The sequence below is a fragment of the Symmachiella dynata genome, assembly GCF_007747995.1.
GTDB classification, from domain to species: Bacteria; Planctomycetota; Planctomycetia; order Planctomycetales; family Planctomycetaceae; genus Symmachiella; species Symmachiella dynata.
Map to the genome: position 1 here is coordinate 3,966,660 of NZ_CP036276.1, position 17,252 is coordinate 3,983,911.

Consider the following 17,252-nt stretch of genomic DNA (forward strand, 5'->3'; position numbering starts at 1 on the left):
GGCATTCGCTTCGGTTTTAGTGGTTGGTGTTGAATTCGCTACTGTTGAGCAACGCCCAGAAAATGTCCGCCAGCGCTGCAGAGCGGTCCTCGCTCTGTTTCAAATGATCGGCGAGCGGCCTCCCCTCCCCTTCCGATGGGCGGCGCGAATACGTTGCCAAAAACAATGTCTCAACGCGTTCCTTGTCAGACAGAAACGGAGCGCTTTCTATGGCAACAAGCAGCGGTGTCTGGCCGGCTGCTGTGGCTTCGCCGGTCAGTGAACCATTCATCAACAACAGAGTCTGCACAAGAGCCCGTTGTCCTTCACTGGGACGTTGCACAAGAAAGCGTGCCGCAAATTTCTGACGTGGGTGCTTGCGGTAGCCGAGGTGAGTAGCCGTGACGTCCTGTTTCAATCCGGCAGCCGTTCGGAGACTGTTGTAGAGCTGTTCGCCGGTGAGTGAACGTGTTGGCATCTGTGCGAAGAGTTGTGGATCATCGACCAACGACGAGTCGCTCGATGAAACTGTGGACAACTGATAAGACCGACTTAGCACGATGGTCCGTACGAGAAACCGTAGGTCGAAGTCACTTTGGACGAAAGCCTCTGCAAGCCGATCGAGTAATTGGGGATGGCTGGCGGGGATTGCTCCAGAAAGATCGTCCAATGGTTCAATGAACCCGGTGCCCAGAAAGTTCGCCCACATTCGATTGACCGCGTTGCGTGCAAAATACGGATTCTCGCTGGAGATGATCCAGTCCGCCAAGAGTTCGCGCCCCGTGCCGACTCTGATTTTATTAGGCCACTTAACGGGTTTAGATGTAAAGAGTGTCGCCTCGACTGTCATCTCTGTGTCATCAACGGCAATTGTCAACGCAGCGTTGGGCTGTGCGACGTCGGTTGAAGGCCGAGTAAAAAACGCCGCTGTTTGCCAAAATTGCTCACGCGTCCAGCGGGCGAACGGGTGATCGTGACACTGGGCACAATCGATGTTAATCCCCTGAAAGGCACGGGCTGTGTTGGCGGCCAGGATTTCCGGCTTCATGTCGCTGACGGCGATGAATGCCGACGAGCCGATCTCATCGCCGTCTGGATTGATGGGAACCGCCATGCCGTTCACTGGGACACACAATTGCTGGCGTACCAATTCGTCAAAAGGAGCACGTTCGCGAAGCCGTCTTGCCAGCCAGCTTTCGTAATCAAAAATGAGTCGCTTGAATTCCTGTGTATCGGTCTGGGGAATCCACATCCGCCGTAAAATCGTCGCGGCATGATGTGCAAACTCCGGCGACGATAGAAGGCGATCCACCAAGCGTTCTCGCTTCTGCGGTTTGTCGTCGGCTAAAAATCCCCGTACTTCGGCAATCGTAGGGATACGGCCGACCAGATCGAGCGAAACGCGTCTCAAGAATTCGCTATCGCTCGTGATGACCGCCGGGGTTACTCCCTGGCCCTTCCAGCCTGCTTCAATCCGATTGTCGATTTCCACCTTGAGACTGTCCGCCTTGGGCGCATGTTCTGCTGCACTCAAGGTGGGAAGTCCTAAGAGCAGACAACTGCTAAGCACCCCGAGCAGGCATGCCCGGTCACGTTGCGACAAGTCGCTCATTATTCCAGCTCCCATGTGGGCAACTTGGGGTTAGACTCTTCAACGGTGACTTTCAGGACGGATTTGTCCGGCGTGGCATACCGCCCGCGCAGTCGGTCCGGGCTGGGACCGCGTGCCTCTGGGTTTTCCGGCCAGATCACGGTGACCTTGTATTCACCGGCAGGCGCACCATCGGAGGTGTCGTAGGTGGTCACGTTGAAAACGCCGTCCTCTCCTACGCGTGCGAATGGTTTATTTCCTTTCGTAAGCCCCACATCCCCCACAGGATGCAACAACACATACGCACCGTACGCCGGCTCCCCACGAACGGTCACATTGCCGCTGACCGGAAAGACTGGTGTCTCGACGTATTCTTTTTCGCCGGAGCATCCACCCAGCAGAATCAGGATTCCCAGGCAGACAACGAAATGCCGAGGCAAACCCGGCAGCGGACCCTTTTGAACAGACATGCGAGCACAACCTTCTTCTCAGCCAGCAACAGTCGACCGGTGACGTCTAAAATAAAACGAGTAAACACACAACGAACGATAGTCGTCAGAACGGCAACTGAATGACTTCCCCGTCATCCACGCTGATCATCTTCATCACGAGGTCAACTGGTATGCTTTCACCAATCATGTGAGCCGACCCATCTCCCATCAGAACGTGACTTCCGCCGGGGTGAAAAGAATATATCCCTTCCAGGTTGCTGCAATTGACGACGCAAGGTCCGAATTTCGTGAGCCCGTCGTGTGTATAGCCACTGGGAAAAATCCGCTGAGGTGCGGCCCACATACCCCACTCATTAAAGTAACTGACTTTCGAGCTATCCGGTTGCTTAACGCCTCCCGCCCAATAGTCCGGGCGTCCAGCCAGTTCGGAAACGGCAATGCTGTTGGTCAATCCATCTAGCACATGACGGGGCCGGCCCTTGTTGATGTGAAGCATCCCGGAACCGGAATTGGGCGTGATCTGAATGTCGTAATAGCCCACCAGTGCCTGATAGTCGCCCACCATGCTTTCCGTGGGGGGCTCACCAATGTCGTTGATGGTGCCGGCGGTGTCATTGGGAATCAGCCGAGCCCCGCCCGGTGTTGACGGACAGACAAACACTGAGACGAGTTGTTGCGTGGCGGCCTCGTTCTCACGATCCCAGTAGTCATAGTCAAAGTCGTAGTCGTTTTGCAGATTGGTCCGCTCCAGGAATGGCAAAATCAGAGTGCACCAGCCGGTTCGTGGCGTTCGCAATCGGCCGGGAGGGAACCGGCCATGCGTGTCGAGATAATTATGCAGTGCAATGCCGATCTGTTTGAGGTTGTTCTTGCACTGCGTTCTACGAGCCGCTTCTCGCGCTTGCTGCACAGCTGGCAGCAAGAGTGCAACAAGAATGGCGATAATGGCGATCACCACGAGCAGTTCAATGAGAGTAAATCCGCGCTGATTACGCATCGAAAGTCCTTTCGCGTCTCTGAAAGTCAATCTAATGGATATTCCGATCGGCGAAAGATGGTCTGTTCGCTTGCAAGCTGACAGCAAGTTGGCTGCGTTGGTCGGAATTTTGTCTGAAACAGGCGTACGCAAATATCGCGCCAAGTGTGCAACTCGGAGAAAAGGCCTGCGCACCGGTGTTTTTCTTAGGCGTCAAAACGTACGGTGGACAAAAAACCGCCAACAGATGTCAAATTTAAGCCGCTGCATTTCGTGTCGAATGACAGCATCAAGCGCCTCGGACCGCGCGGTCAAAAAACAAGGACGGTCGAACGTGGAAGGACGAAACGAGGTTGGCCCCAAGATTTCTTTGTAGGCGGAAATCATGCTGTCCACCCGCAGTTGAGACTGCAAATTGGGGGAGGCTTCACGAAACGCGCGCAAGGATAGCAATGGCGTTAAGATCGTGGGCGCTGGGCAATCAAGCGGCACGTTCGTACCGTGGGAACCGACCGCGGTGTCGTTCGCGGCAATTCAGTACGATCGTGTGATTCTCCGGCAATGGCTGGGTGATCGAGACTTGCCGACGTTTGCACTGCCGAAGATCACACCCTTCGCTCAAGCCCCACGCGTTTCGGAATGCCGGAATTTCCGCCAAGCCACGACCGGCAAACCACAGCTGCAGGTTTGCGAATTTCGCGAACAGAACCAGCAGCGGGGCGAAACCCCGTTCCACCTTGAATGAAGCCCTTCAAATTCAGCAGTTTTCTCGGGCTGTTCACGGCTATTGCTATACCGCTGAAACGCTCGCCACACGCACTTGATCGGTCGAAAGCGGCTCTCTGGGCGGATTGCCCCCTGCAGACCAAGAGAGGCTCGTCGGTGGCTTCAATTGAGGACCGGAACCGGAACCGAATCGAGGATTTCTTTGACGATTTTTGGACCGGAATCAATGTCGACTGCCAGTCGAACCTCCAAGATTGGGCCGGCGACATGTTGGATGTCATCAGGAACCACAAAGTCCCGGCGTTGAAGGTGCGCCCACGCCTGAGCGGCTCTTTGCCAGGTGAGTAACCCCCGCGGGCTCAGCCCGAGTGTGATGTCGCGATGGTTACGTGTCGCAGTGGCCAGATCAACAAGATACCGTTGAACGTTCACGTCTACACCAACCCCTGCAACGTGCTGCTGTAGCAATTGTAACTGAGCCGGATCGATGATTGCTTTCGAGGCTGTGGGGTTTTGTTCTTGAGGGCCGACATTCGCCGCGAGCATGGAAAGTTCACTGCTCGGATCGGGATAACCGATGCGCAATTTCATGGAGAACCGGTCGAGTTGGGCTTCTGGAAGTGGAAATGCTCCGTGGCTCTCAACTGGATTCTGAGTAGCGATGACAATAAACGAGTCACTCAGCGGGTAGGTTTGATTATCGATCGTCACTTGCCGCTCGGCCATCGCTTCAAAGAGCGCGCTTTGTGTACGAGGTGTGGCTCGATTGATTTCGTCGGCCAGCAACACATCGGAGAAAATCGGCCCTTCTCGAAACTCGAAACCGCGCGACTTCTGATTGAAGATGTTAAAACCGGTGATGTCACCAGGGAGCAAGTCCGGGGTACATTGTACGCGGGCAAATCTTCCTCCTATGACTCTGGCGACTGCTTTGGCTAAAGTCGTTTTTCCTAGACCGGGAAGATCGTCGAACAAAATGTGCCCCCGCGACAGGACGCAGGCGAGCACGAGTTCCACAATATCCGACTTGCCGATCAATGCTTCGTTGAGTGACAACCGTAAACCATCAATGGTGGATTGATATTGGCAATGGCCTTCTGTGCTCGGGGCCTCTTGATTTTTTGAATTCATGGTTTCTAGTTTAGTCATCGCTGATGGTCTCCTTGTTGGGCCCAAGAACGTAACTGTGGCGTTCGCAGATGCTGGATCGCGTTTCTGCAAGCATGGGCCGTTTGGTCACGATCGGCGGTTTTTAAAGTCGCGGGAGCATACAGAGCACGCTCCAAGATATTGATGAAAAACGATAATTGATTTTTTGATTCTTCCGACAGGCCTTGGGAGCGATCGAGGTACCATTGACGAACCGTCACTGTCGAAGGACGCGGTAATCCCGCCAACCAGGAGCGATACTCCAACATGTACAGGGTGGCTCGAATTCTGTGGATCGGATGCCCCCAACGCCAAAGCCGGATTAAGCTGATGAGGCCCCAATCGAGCCAAGTGAATCGGGTGTACCAAATCCCCAAAAGCACGAATCCTCCACTCATTAGCAGGAAAACATTCGCTTTCAGCCAGCCCGTTAAGGCCGCTGCAAGCTGAGCGAATTGTTGCTTCCAGGTCAAAACTTCCGGCGGTGGTTCGTAGCCGGGTGTCGGTTCGACAGCAACCCACTTAGAACCACCGACTCCGACTTCCACCCAAACATGAACGTCTTCCGGTAAGACGATGGTCTGCCCTCCGGCGCGGTCGTAGTTTTTAGGGTCAGCATAGAACCCGGTGACAAGCCGGGTCGGATATCCTTGTGAGCGGAGCATCACCGCTGCCGTGGTGGCAAACAAATAATCCGGGCCGCAGCCCGCATTCAGAAAATGATTCACCACATCATCGGTCGCTTCCGGAGCGGTTGCGAGCGGATCATGTGCGAAGTCCGATCTCAAGTGCGAAACGATCGCTTCTACCTGCTGCCAACCACGGGGAACACTAGCCGTCCATTCCGCAGCGAGCGTGGCGGCTTTTTGACTCTGAGGCGGAATCGCCAAATGCCGTTTTACTGTTGCGGACGCGATCGCTGCCCGTGATTTCCGTTGATCTTCACGAAATTTCCGATGGACCGGGAGATTCTTCGTGAAATCCAGTTCGCGTAAGCAATTGAGATTCACTTTGGAGGATTGGGTGTAGAGCACTGTCAATTGCGGGATCAAGTCGCGTTGAGGCATCTCCACGACTCCATCTGTCGACCAACCATAGAAATCCACGAGGTCGATCTTGTCGATATGCACAGCTGTGATTTGCGGAGGAGAGGGGACACGCTTTGTCTTGAGGTTAATGATTTTCACACCATGAGTTTCCAGACCACCTGGAATGGCAAAGTTCGCTGCAGGTTGTACTTGCACCCACGGCTTGTCCTCTCGCATCTGAAGCGAGAGATTGGAATGATTTAATTTTTCGTTAGAGTGCTCCCAGTCACGGCCGTTGAAGGTGTCGTACCGCTCGATGGCCAAGTGCAGCGGGACACGACCGACGACATGCAACAAAGCCGGGGCTTTGCGATCTTTGAGATCCAAATGTTTTCGCGCGACCATACGCCGAATGGTGGAAAATTCTTTCCCGCTCCGCTCCGTTTTCGCAGTGCGCTGGTGCGTGATTTTCATGTTGCCCTGCGGGAGACCTTTGGCGCGCTCTCGTTTTTTGGGAGGTTTCGGCGGCTCACCATATGTTTCGTTCATCATGTCGTATAAAGAAGGCATTTCGGATTCGAGAAACAAATCGCTTTCAACCGGTCCAAAACTGCTGGCGTCTTCTTGGGCAGCGACCATCGCGTCTCCGTCACCGACTCCCGAACGTGCCAAATCATTGCTGTCGTTATTTCCTCCGGAGGTCGGCATGAAACCGCCTAAAACATATGTGGCCCCACCGGTTGTGCCGAAGAGCACCGCCAGCAGCAGCAGGCCCCCGGCAACACTCGCCAACACAGACGAACGGACCGGGAGACAGCGGTCGGAACGATGTGAGGCGTAGGTATTGCTGACCCGCTCCCAATAACGAGCCATGAGCCACCACAGCATCATCACACCGAATAATCCCGCCAGAACAAAAACCACAGGCTGTGTACAAATGATTAAGACGTAAAGCGTCATAAAACTGCTGATCAAACAAGCGACTTGTTGGCAGCGACGCCAATGAGAATAAGCAGCAGCGATCAATCCCGCATTTTGCAGGGTCGTAAGCATCAGGGTTTCCGGGGCTTCTCCCAATCCGATGGCGCGAGAAAGAAGCTCCGTCAGCGTCGGCCACAACACCCAGCCTGCGATGATCGCGGGCGCAAATTTGATCAGCTTGTTCTTGGGGGATTGGTCTCCACGGAGGAACCACCAAATGCTCCAAGGCAAACCGACTGATAGCAATGCCGAAAGAAACAGCAAGCTCACCGATCGCGTGGATTCAAAGCGGGGTATCAATAAGGTGATCGCGGCCACTGTTGCTAGCAGCAGAGTCCCCGATTCCGAAGGTTTTTCAGAGAACGGTTTCATGTGCGATCGCGGCAATGGGGATGCGCCAGCTTTAGTTGGTAGACCAGTTGTCATGGCATTGCCTTTCCCATTGATGTCGAAGTTGTTGGGATGTGTTCTCAGAGACATCGAACCACATCCAAGCTTTCGTACTTCGGTCTGTGGATAGTGACGTTCCGGTGCGGTCTAAGTCGTATGCTGGGGTCTCTTCGTTGTTTTGTAGAGATGATCGTTGATCTAAAACGATCACGTGAAACGAAGGGAATTCGCTAAGCAGTGACGATTCACTGAGACGTTCCCAACCGGCAACAGTTGTCACAAACAGAGTCATTTGAGCCCGTTCACCTGTGGTGAGGGTAATGCTTTCTTTTTGTGATGCAGACAAAGGTGCAAAACGTGCCAAGCGATCGTTGATTTGTTGGATGCTGCCGTGAGCTGCCGGGACCGCTTGACGCTCATCATTGAGTTCACAACTCAAATCACAAGCGTGGCCATGAAACTCTTGGCAGAGGCTGGCGACGGTCCGCAGTCCCCAGTCGAGCAATTCTCGCTCTTTGGGGGTCTGATCGGAAAACGCCCAAGGATCAAGTGTGACGACAATCCTCTGCCGCGAGGCTGTCTGGCGCTCACAGACAATCAATCGGTCTTGACGTGCCGTATGTGCCCAATGAATCCTCCTTAGCGAGTCCCCTTCTCGATAATCTCGAGCGGAAAGAATATCTCCGTCGCTGCCCGCTCGATCCACAAAGGCTCCCACTGCTGAAAGTCGCTCACCTAGAAGGAGCGGCAAAGATTTCAAATCGACACAACGTGGCCAAACGATCAATTGCTCGTTTAAGACAATCGGCTGATGAGCCTGCCATAAACCGAAAGGAAATCCCGTACCCAACAACGGTGGTTCCAGCGGATAGACTCCCCGGCGAGGAGGCACATACTCAAAGGTGAATTGGGTTTTCGACCAACCGCTGACACTGGCCAAAGCCGTTGTCGCGGTTTCGCATTGGACTTCACCTGCGCTTTCGAAGAATCCTCGTTCAACCAACAACCCCCAAACCGCCCAAGGCCAACGATTGGTCACAACGAGTGTCACCTGTATCGAATCCTGTTCATGGCAGCGGTGTCGTTCAAACTCGATTTCAGCCGTCAATCCCCGCATCGCCAACCAAGGCCATGCCACCCCCAGCGCGGTCACCAACGAGACCACTCCGCAGACGAACCAGCCTTGTGGAACCGCAAAGAGTCCAATGACCGCCGAAGCGATCGCAGCGAGTACAAACCAGCCGATCGGTTGCTTAAGCCAGTAGACGTATTTGTTGGCCCAGGGACAATAATCGTAGTTGCCGACCGTCATGATCCGGTCGGTAACCCGGGATAGAAATTCCGACAGATTTCGGCTCATTCGGATTCCTTCATAAATTAGCAAGCAGCCTAAAACCGGCCGGCTCAAATATTTTTCTAACAACGCTGATTCAGAGAAGGCTGGTTCTGTTGTAAAACTAATTCAACTCCGTTGTGCGAAATTCTGAGCGACAATATCCGTAGGCTTTCTCGACATAGGTGATCATGGTCCGCGCTTCTTGAAAGCGGCCAGCCACCACATAATCCTCCAAAGTATCGAGACTGTAGAGAACCTCCTCCACACTCTCTTGCTGAGCTGGGGTTGGCTCTTGCCAGCGGATCAAAACGCTCGTTGTCAGCTTCTCAGCATGACTGCGCAATTGTTCCAAACGGCGTCGAGACTCCCGTGTGTCCTGATCTCGAACAGCGTCATAGGCGTCGACGCGAATGTTGTTCATGTCCTCGAACAAATCGTCGGTGGAGGGGTAATACAGGAATAAACCCACGACTCCCAAGGCCACCGAGCAAACGGCTCCGACGAAATAGAGCTGTAACGGGGTTAACCTAGGATTCCAGCGAGAATTGGCAGTCGTCGCGACCTCTCCTTCGTCTTTGCGCATAAGATGTTCGATGCTCACTCGGTCTCCCAGGATTCTCAAGACAATCCCCACCAGAGCCAACAATAAAAACAGTCCCAAACCACAGATTTGATCGATCGTGATTTTTCGTGAGACTTCCGACCAGACCCAACCGAAATGCGATTGTTCTGCACTGACAACCGCTAGCCGTGTGAAGGGGTCGAATGCGTGCGTATGATCAGCAACCGTGGCGTTTCCGCTGATGATGGTGCGATCTGCCGTTAATCCGATTGCAAGTGTCGCTCCGATCAATAGTGAGACAAACAACAGGAGCGACTTCACCCCATAGTCGCGGCGGAGCCAATTCGCGACACCAACGTTGGCTCCCGCTCCAAGAATGATCAGGGCAAAGGCCGCGCCCAAAGAGTAACCGTCCCGCACGATGTGCCCGAAGTGCATCATGACCTCAGTCGGGGTGACGTACACGGGAATCGCCACCAACCCCATGATGACCGGCGCGAAGACATTGTCGCGCGTCAATCCCGTCTGCAAGACGCCGTGAGGCAAGAAGGCTCCCAGAAATCCGACAGCCAGCAATGCTAAGCCGTAATCAATCGCGGCCGGCCCGACCAATGACCGAGCCGTCGTGCTGCCCATCACAGCCAGGCGATCAATACTGCGGCGGGGCGCTTGCTCAAGATCTTCCGGATCAATATCCCGTTTGTCGGAGACGACGCGATTCCAAATTAAGCCAATCCCGACGGACACCACGAATGTGCCCACCGCAAAATACAACAACATCACCGGCGCAATGTGACTGAGCCCGTAGACAATCGACACCGGGTTGAGCACCGGGGCTACCAGGACGAAACTCAACACCGTCCCGCTTGGTATTCCAGCGCGACGGAGTTCTCGAGCAACCGGCAACGCGCCTAATGAACAGATCGGCAATAGGACACCCAATGCCCAAGCACGAAAAGGGCCGGTCCAATGACCGACGCCTAGCAGGCTCCGCACGCGTTGGGCTCCTACCAAACCACGTAAAAGTCCGGCTGCTAAAACGCCCGCGACCAGAAACGGTGCTGCATCGACCATGGCCTCGGTGATTCTCAGCACCGCACTCCAAAAGGTCGTATTGAAGTCAGTCAGAAAACCGCGATAGCCGGCGCCGTCTGCTAAGATGGGTAGAAAGTTCATGGTTACTTCTCATCCTGATGGTGATGCTCATGTGTGCTATCGGAGTCTGCCTCCTTGCAAGAGATCGAGAAGCTGAAGTTCATCCGTTCCTGTCCCACCTTTAATTTGGGAATCACGATCATTAATTCTTCTGCATCTGGATAGACATCTTTTAAATTTGCGGAATATTTTAAGGGCTGGCCTTCGACGTCTTCAGCGGTAAACTGGATCTCTTTAGACTTGGGCCGCTTCTGACCGACTGCGTCGACTAATGCAAGAATCTCTTGGGCATCGGGGCGATAATCTTCAACACCACCGTCGTCGGATTCTCTCGCCACGAAGAATTGAACTTCGTCTGCAGTCTGCGGCATGACCTCCACGAAATAATGTGTCGCCCCATCTTTGTTGTGTGTATGGCCAATTTCGACCAGTTTGCCGCCGTGGAGCGGTTGGGCTTTGCTGTGGTCATGGGCATGCGAGTGTAAGCCATGATGTTCTTCGTTGTGGCTATGCTCTTCAGAGACAGGCTTGGAATTGGATTCTCCATTCTGGTTGGCTTCATCGACCGCTGTCCCACATCCGCAAACACTGCCGCACAATGCGATGATTATGCTCAACTGAAACTTCAACGCGCGCATCTTTCCTGCCTTTCTGGATTAAAAAATTCTGCTCTTACTCTCGAACCACATGGAGAGGGATTCATCGAATGACTCTTCCATGAATACAAGCACGGCCTTTGCGGCAGCATTCGCTGGACGTAAGTCGATGCAATTGCGGGGTCTTGTTGGTGAAACATGACAACACGAACTGCACAGCGACGCCGTCATCCCAAGCTGAGCTTGGTCACAATCTGTATTCGGATTGACATCAACGAAATGAATTGTGCGCGCAACAAAACACCGCAGAGTGAAACTGCTGAACAATTGGCGGTGCTTAGAAATTGCGATTCAACTTAGTCGCGTGCTGCTAGCGAGCAACATGGCGGAGCACGGGACCGGCAGCCGGCCGGTTTGAAAAGCGGGCGATTCGGCTGGGCGAGATCATCAGTGAAATGCACGATGCCCAAGGCCGATGAAAGGGTCACAATCGTGCACAGGCTCTGCGCTTGGCAAAGCAGTTTACAGATGGCACAGTCAGAAGGATCGTGCTTCTTCGGGGTGGGCGAAGGAGCTTTGGTTGGATTTTCACCCGCATGGCTGTGTGAATGCCCATGGCCGTGTGAGTGAACGTGGCCGTGGCAGCATGTCGAACTGGCATGCTCACAGCTTGCCTCACACTGTCTGCAATCAGCTGTCGAGCAGTGCAAATCATGCAGCGCATTGCCGCACGTTACTTGCAGGAGAAATGCCAGCAACGCCGCGATGGTCACAAATTGTCGAACAAAGTGTACCAAGATTTACCTTCGAACCAGGACGCCGTAAAAGCGCAATGGAAATTGCCGAATCAACTCATTATCAATGGTACGCTGGCGACAGTCAATGCGTTTGAGGTGTGTTTGCAAATGTTATGCAAAAGCATCTGTGGTGTAGGGATGCGGCCCGCTTTGTGGAACGGACGGCCGAGAACCACTGGGAGAAATCGAGCAATTTACCGGCCCTGGCCGCGGCTTTGCCGTAAACCATCGACGCCTGATCCCGGTTTGGGCCGCCACTGACCTCCCCAAATACACTATTTGGGGGGATTTCTTGTTGGAAAATACGACTTCGTCAAGGTTCAGTTCGCTCTGCCACACTGACGAAGTCCGCTCACCTGTGGAGTGCCGGCTCCACGATTGGCCCCGTTTTCACGCTGCGATCGCAATCGAACGTGGTGATCTCAGCGTATTTTCGGCCGCTATCTGGAATGGTTCGCCCTGTGAGAGTGTGACTGCGGCTTGGAATCGCCTCGGAGAGGGCCGATCTCGCGCCATCAATTCGGCGAGAAATTTGCCCCAGTTGAGGCCTTCGCAGCCGCAGGAGAGGGAGGCAGACTGTCGAGCGAAACATCGAGATTTAGAGATCGACCGCCGTCTGCCTCAAGAATCCGGCAATGTGCAAAAAAGCATCCGCGTTCTCCTCGAATGATAATGGATTATTGCTATGATAAGGACAATTCCATTCCATTTATACTGCGAGTATTCTTCGAAGATGACTGAAATCAAGCGACTGTTAGCTGCAAATCGTAGTGAGATTGCCATCCGGATCTTTCGGAGTGCCCACGAGTTGGATATCCAAACCGTGGCGATCTACTCTCATGAAGACCGTTATGCCTTGCACCGCTTCAAAGCGGACGAAGCTTACCAAATTGGTAAACCGGGCGAGCCGATCCAAGCTTATCTGGATATCGATGCCATTATCACCTTGGCAAAAGAGCAGAATATAGACGCAATCCACCCTGGCTATGGATTTCTCTCCGAGAATCCGCAATTTGCTCAGGCGTGTGAAGATGCGGGAATCATTTTTGTGGGACCGCGTGTCGAGACGCTCAAGCAATTGGGTGACAAAATTTCAGCACGTGTCGTCGCCGAAAAAGCGAACGTTCCAGTACTCGGTGGTGGCGGTGGAGCGATCACTAATGCTGAGCAAGGACTGCGGTTCGCGGAGCAGGTCGGATTCCCAGTTATTCTCAAAGCAGCTCACGGTGGTGGCGGGCGCGGCATGCGTGTTGTACGTGATGCCACAGAATTTGAACAGGCTTTCGATCAGGCTCGGCGGGAATCACTCATCGCCTTTGGCAGCCCAGACATCTTCGTCGAAAGATTTATTGAACGGGCACGGCACATTGAAGTGCAGTTGCTCGGCGACCAGCATGGACAACTGGTCCATCTCTATGAACGCGATTGTTCCGTGCAAAGGCGGCACCAAAAGGTCGTTGAGATCGCGCCAGCCCCCAATCTGGAGACAAGCCTGCGCCAGGCGCTCTGTGATTCTGCTGTGGCCATCGGTCGAGCGGTGAACTACGAGAACGCGGGAACTGTCGAGTTTCTCGTCGACGCGGATACCAACGATTTCTACTTCATCGAAGTCAACCCACGGATTCAGGTCGAGCACACGGTAACCGAACAGGTCACCGGTGTGGATATCGTCAAATCTCAGATCCTTATCGCACAAGGGGCACAGCTTGAGGATCCCGCGATCGATCTGCCGTCTCAAGAGGCAATTGCTACCCACGGTTTTGCCATTCAATGCCGCGTGACGACAGAGGACACAGAGAACCTCTTCATGCCGGATTATGGCCGAATCACCCATTATCGTTCCGCCAGCGGTATGGGAATTCGCCTCGACGCAGGTACGGCATTCTCCGGAGCGGTGGTTTATCCCTTCTACGATTCTTTACTAGTGAAAGTGACCTCTTGGGCCCGTAATTTTCCGGGTGCTGCACATCGCATTGAACGCTGTTTGCAGGAATTTCGTATCCGGGGTGTCAAAACCAATATTCCGTTCCTCATCAAGCTGGTCATGCATTCCACTTTTATTGAAGGGAACTGCACGACCACCTTTATCGATGAAACTCCGGAGCTATTCGACTTCCCGCCGCGAAAGGACCGGGCCACAAAGTTGCTCGCCTATCTGGGGGAGATGATTGTCAACGGCAATTCACTGGTGAAAAACCGACCGCAAGCAACGCGACGCATTCCTGCCCCTCTGCCCAAATTTGAATCGACGGCGCCGATTCCCGACAGCATGCGGCAAAAGTTTCAGCGACTCGGAGCCGAAAAGTTTTCCAAGTCATTGCTGGAGCATAAACCGCTGCTTCTGACTGACACGACGTTTCGCGATGCCCACCAATCGCTGTTGGCGACGCGGCTGCGAACCTATGACATGCTGCGAATTGCCGATGTTTATGCACGGCATTGTCCGGAACTATTCTCACTGGAAATGTGGGGCGGAGCCACGTTCGACACGTCGATGCGTTTCCTCAAAGAGTATCCCTGGCAGCGGCTTTCCGAAATGAGAGACCGGGTGCCCAACATTTTGTTTCAGATGTTGTTGCGAGCCTCCAATGCGGTGGGCTACACCAATTATCCCGACAACGTGGTTCGAGAGTTCGTCAAGGAAGCCGCGGGAGCTGGCATTGATGTCTTCCGTGTGTTTGATGCATTGAACTGGGTCGAGAACATGCAAGTCGCGATGGATGCCGTCATCGAATCGGGTGCGATCTGCGAGGCGACGATTTGCTACACCGGCGATATTCTTGACCCGCACCAAACCAAATATGACTTGAAATACTATGTCGAGATGGCAAAACGCCTGGAAGGTATGGGAGCTCACATTCTCGCCATTAAAGATATGGCGGGGCTTTGCAAACCGTATGCGGCGGAATTGCTGGTCAAGACGCTGCGTCAAGAAGTCGGCCTGCCCATCCATTTCCATACCCATGATACAGGTGGGGTGCAGGCGGCATCGCTCGTCAAAGCGGCAGAAGCCGGGGTCCACATCGTCGATGCGGCGCTGGCTCCGCTCTCCGGCGGAACGTCGCAGCCGAATTTGAATACGCTCGTCGAATCAATAAAGTTCACCGATCGCGAAACCGGTTTGCAGTCGGCTCGGCTCGATGAAATTGCGGATTATTGGCGCGCGGTCCGTGAATTCTATACACCGTTCGAAAGTCCCGTCCTGCCGGCCGGCAGCGATCTTTATCAACATCAAATGCCGGGCGGTCAGTACACCAACCTTTATCAGCAAGCGCGCGCTTTGGGTTTGGCCGATCGTTGGAGCGAAGTCTGTCGCATGTATGCGGATGTCAACCAACTGTTCGGCGACATTGTGAAGGTGACGCCTACATCGAAGGCGGTTGGCGACATGGCACTCTTTTTGATATCGAATGAGATGACAACCGAAGATGTCGTCTCTTCAGATCGTGAGTTGGCTTTCCCTCAATCGGTCGTCGATTTAATCAGCGGACGGATGGGCCAAACGCCGGGTGGGTTTCCTGCCAATGTGCAAAAGCGAATCTTGCGGGGGGAATCACCTGTCGAAGGACGTCCCGGTGCGAACCTTCCCCCGGCAGATTTTGAACAGTCCCACGAGAAGCTCCAAGAAATTCTGGGCCACAAACCGACACACCGCGAAGCTTTGTCACATCTACTCTATCCAGAGGTGTTTGAAGATTTCGCACGTCACGACCAAACCTACGGCGACACGAGTGTCCTGCCGACACCAGCATTCCTCTATGGACTGGAGCCGGGAGAAGAGATCTCTGTCGAAATCGAACCGGGCAAGACACTGATCATTCGCCTGCAAACCGTCGGTGAGCCGCACGAAGATGGGCGCCGCACGGTTTTCTTCGAACTCAACGGTCAGCCTCGTGAAGTCACCATCACCGACCGGTCTCTGGAACCCGATGCCCCGCGTCGTCTCAAGGCCGATGCCAACGACCCATCGCATGTCGCGGCCAGCATGCCCGGTATGGTCGTGAACATCGCCGTTCAACCGGGAGACGCCGTTGCCAAAGGCCAGAAGCTCCTCATGCTTGAAGCGATGAAGATGCAGACGATCGTCGCTGCTGAACATGATGGAATCGTCGGGGAAACTTTAGTACACAGCGGAACTCAAGTCGAAAGCGGCGATCTACTGATGACCGTAGAACCGAAGGAGTGATGGACGTCGATTCAGGAGGAGAACTCCTGACCGCGGCAGCAGTCTTCCCTACAAGTCGTTTCAAAACCCTCTGGCGCGTCTCACTGACACTGTTCTGAACGTTTCTAGAACAAACGCAACCGGGTTTTGAAACTGGTTCTAGCTCGTTGGCTGCTTGACGACAGAGAATCTATATGCATCCATGATCTGAATGTCGTGCTTGGATTGCTCTGTAGGGTTTGCCACAGGTGGGGCGAATTCCGCCAATGGACATCCGCTGTTTGACGTAACCAGCTTATTCAAATACCACGGGCGTGAATGGAAGTTCGTTGGTGGTACGCGGTTTGAACCGGCCCCGCTGAATCGCTTTGAGCTTGTGTCGCTCGGCGCTCGGGTCTTTTTCTGTCATCGGTTTCAAGGCCCGGGTAATAAAACGAAAGACTTCTGGATAGCGCCATTCTTTCGAGCGACCGACATGCGCGGCACCGCGATGCAAGTGATAATCGTGTTCAATCGCTGCGTCGAACAACAACCGGTGCAGCAACTCCACGGAGCGGAAGTTCCCGTTTGCGTCTTCATCGCCGACTTCGATGAGCAATTGCAGGCCTGACTCTCGCAGTTTCTTCGGATGATCGATGACCATCGTCGGAGGATGGGTGCTACGCCAAAAAGTTCTGTCCACGGGATTGCCAAAACGGGATCCGTGATCAGCCAAGACCTTCGCGTCGAAATAGCTGATGTCCCAATCCTCCAGCTTTAGCACAGCGGGAAAGCCGGGGGCGATGGAAACCGCTGCGGCGAACATTGTCGGGTGCCGAAATGCGATCCTCAGCGTGCCCTGCCCTCCAAATGAACTCCCCCCGATCACGGTTCCCGATCGGTCCGGTAGGACCTGATAATGTTCACGCATGTATTTTAACATCTGATCGGTGATAAACGTGTCCCATTGGTTTGTGCCATCCAGCCAGTCAATATAGAAGGACGCACCTGTGACCGGTGCCACTACGACACAAGGCAAAAGATCTCCGGTCGCCCAAGCCTTCTCGATGTAGGACCGCATGTGCTTTCCCAGGACATCTTTCCCAGAGGTTCCGCCATGCAACCAGATAAACAACGGGAAAGGCTGGGAAGCCTGTTGATAGCCTGGCGGTAGGAGCACATCGACGGTGGCGGGGCTGGGGACGAGTGTGGATTCCAGCTTGAGTTGCTCCATTTTGCCGGGCAATGATGTTTGCGCGCTGCAAGTAGAGGCACTCACGCCGAGGATCACGAACAGAATCAGGTATCGCATGGACTCGCCTCGATGAAGATGAATTTTGATTCCGACGCAGTTCACTGGTATCATTCGCCGAAACCCTCGTCATTCCGC

Annotated in this window: 11 protein-coding genes; 2 read left to right on the top strand and 9 right to left on the bottom strand. The window is 54.0% G+C overall.

What is annotated here, in order from left to right; all coding sequences use genetic code 11:
* Nucleotides 1–16: 16 nt before the first annotated feature.
* The 3 genes from Mal52_RS15130 to Mal52_RS15140 all read right to left on the bottom strand — a co-directional run bounded on the left by Mal52_RS15130 (nucleotide 17) and on the right by Mal52_RS15140 (nucleotide 3,019).
* Nucleotides 17–1,591, bottom strand: a complete 1,575-nt coding sequence (locus tag Mal52_RS15130) for a DUF1549 domain-containing protein (RefSeq protein ID WP_197534210.1) — start codon at nucleotides 1,589–1,591, stop codon at nucleotides 17–19.
* Nucleotides 1,591–2,040 carry a hypothetical protein gene (locus Mal52_RS15135; RefSeq protein ID WP_145377028.1) on the bottom strand — a complete coding sequence of 150 codons (450 nt, stop codon included), beginning with the start codon at nucleotides 2,038–2,040 and terminating at the stop codon, nucleotides 1,591–1,593. The genes Mal52_RS15130 and Mal52_RS15135 overlap by 1 nt, the downstream gene beginning before the upstream one ends.
* Nucleotides 2,041–2,125: 85 nt before the next feature.
* A complete protein-coding gene (locus tag Mal52_RS15140; protein ID WP_145377029.1) occupies nucleotides 2,126–3,019 on the bottom strand; it encodes a DUF1559 domain-containing protein in 894 nt (297 codons plus the stop codon).
* Nucleotides 3,020–3,515: 496 nt separating this feature from the next.
* On the opposite strand from Mal52_RS15140, the gene Mal52_RS15145 reads away from it, so the two are divergent.
* Nucleotides 3,516–3,743, top strand: coding sequence for a hypothetical protein (locus Mal52_RS15145; RefSeq protein ID WP_145377030.1), 228 nt, complete (start codon nucleotides 3,516–3,518; stop codon nucleotides 3,741–3,743).
* 143 nt (nucleotides 3,744–3,886) lie between these two features.
* Here the strand turns inward: Mal52_RS15145 and Mal52_RS15150 are convergent, their stop codons facing one another.
* The 5 genes from Mal52_RS15150 to Mal52_RS15170 form a co-directional block, all read right to left on the bottom strand.
* Nucleotides 3,887–4,855 carry an AAA family ATPase gene (locus tag Mal52_RS15150; RefSeq protein WP_145380666.1) on the bottom strand — a complete coding sequence of 323 codons (969 nt, stop codon included), beginning with the start codon at nucleotides 4,853–4,855 and terminating at the stop codon, nucleotides 3,887–3,889.
* Nucleotides 4,856–4,869: 14 nt separating this feature from the next.
* Nucleotides 4,870–7,254 carry a transglutaminase-like domain-containing protein gene (locus Mal52_RS15155; RefSeq protein WP_197534211.1) on the bottom strand — a complete coding sequence of 795 codons (2,385 nt, stop codon included), beginning with the start codon at nucleotides 7,252–7,254 and terminating at the stop codon, nucleotides 4,870–4,872.
* Between the two features lie 31 nt (nucleotides 7,255–7,285).
* Nucleotides 7,286–8,632, bottom strand: coding sequence for a DUF58 domain-containing protein (locus Mal52_RS15160; protein WP_145377032.1), 1,347 nt, complete (start codon nucleotides 8,630–8,632; stop codon nucleotides 7,286–7,288).
* Between the two features lie 97 nt (nucleotides 8,633–8,729).
* Complete coding sequence (locus Mal52_RS15165; protein ID WP_145377033.1) at nucleotides 8,730–10,346, bottom strand: permease; 1,617 nt, start codon at nucleotides 10,344–10,346, stop codon at nucleotides 8,730–8,732.
* A gap of 2 nt (nucleotides 10,347–10,348) precedes the next feature.
* Nucleotides 10,349–10,963 (bottom strand): hypothetical protein, encoded by a 615-nt coding sequence (locus Mal52_RS15170; protein ID WP_145377034.1) that lies wholly within the window; start codon nucleotides 10,961–10,963, stop codon nucleotides 10,349–10,351.
* A 1,488-nt stretch (nucleotides 10,964–12,451) separates the two neighbouring features.
* Here Mal52_RS15170 and Mal52_RS15175 point away from each other — a divergent pair.
* Nucleotides 12,452–15,904 (top strand): pyruvate carboxylase, encoded by a 3,453-nt coding sequence (locus Mal52_RS15175; protein WP_145377035.1) that lies wholly within the window; start codon nucleotides 12,452–12,454, stop codon nucleotides 15,902–15,904.
* A gap of 274 nt (nucleotides 15,905–16,178) precedes the next feature.
* Here the strand turns inward: Mal52_RS15175 and Mal52_RS15180 are convergent, their stop codons facing one another.
* Nucleotides 16,179–17,174 carry an alpha/beta hydrolase gene (locus Mal52_RS15180; RefSeq protein WP_197534212.1) on the bottom strand — a complete coding sequence of 332 codons (996 nt, stop codon included), beginning with the start codon at nucleotides 17,172–17,174 and terminating at the stop codon, nucleotides 16,179–16,181.
* Nucleotides 17,175–17,252 lie beyond the last annotated feature (78 nt).

Bases quoted from the DNA above. Each gene is read 5' to 3' on its own strand.
- Mal52_RS15170 (WP_145377034.1), bottom strand. From the start codon at position 10,963: ATGCGCGCGTTGAAGTTTCAGTTGAGCATAATCATCGCATTGTGCGGC.
- Mal52_RS15130 (WP_197534210.1), bottom strand. From the start codon at position 1,591: ATGAGCGACTTGTCGCAACGTGACCGGGCATGCCTGCTCGGGGTGCTT.
- Mal52_RS15160 (WP_145377032.1), bottom strand. From the start codon at position 8,632: ATGAGCCGAAATCTGTCGGAATTTCTATCCCGGGTTACCGACCGGATC.
- Mal52_RS15180 (WP_197534212.1), bottom strand. From the start codon at position 17,174: ATGCGATACCTGATTCTGTTCGTGATCCTCGGCGTGAGTGCCTCTACT.
- Mal52_RS15135 (WP_145377028.1), bottom strand. From the start codon at position 2,040: ATGTCTGTTCAAAAGGGTCCGCTGCCGGGTTTGCCTCGGCATTTCGTT.
- Mal52_RS15150 (WP_145380666.1), bottom strand. From the start codon at position 4,855: ATGAATTCAAAAAATCAAGAGGCCCCGAGCACAGAAGGCCATTGCCAA.
- Mal52_RS15140 (WP_145377029.1), bottom strand. From the start codon at position 3,019: ATGCGTAATCAGCGCGGATTTACTCTCATTGAACTGCTCGTGGTGATC.
- Mal52_RS15175 (WP_145377035.1), top strand. From the start codon at position 12,452: ATGACTGAAATCAAGCGACTGTTAGCTGCAAATCGTAGTGAGATTGCC.
- Mal52_RS15155 (WP_197534211.1), bottom strand. From the start codon at position 7,254: ATGAAACCGTTCTCTGAAAAACCTTCGGAATCGGGGACTCTGCTGCTA.
- Mal52_RS15165 (WP_145377033.1), bottom strand. From the start codon at position 10,346: ATGAACTTTCTACCCATCTTAGCAGACGGCGCCGGCTATCGCGGTTTT.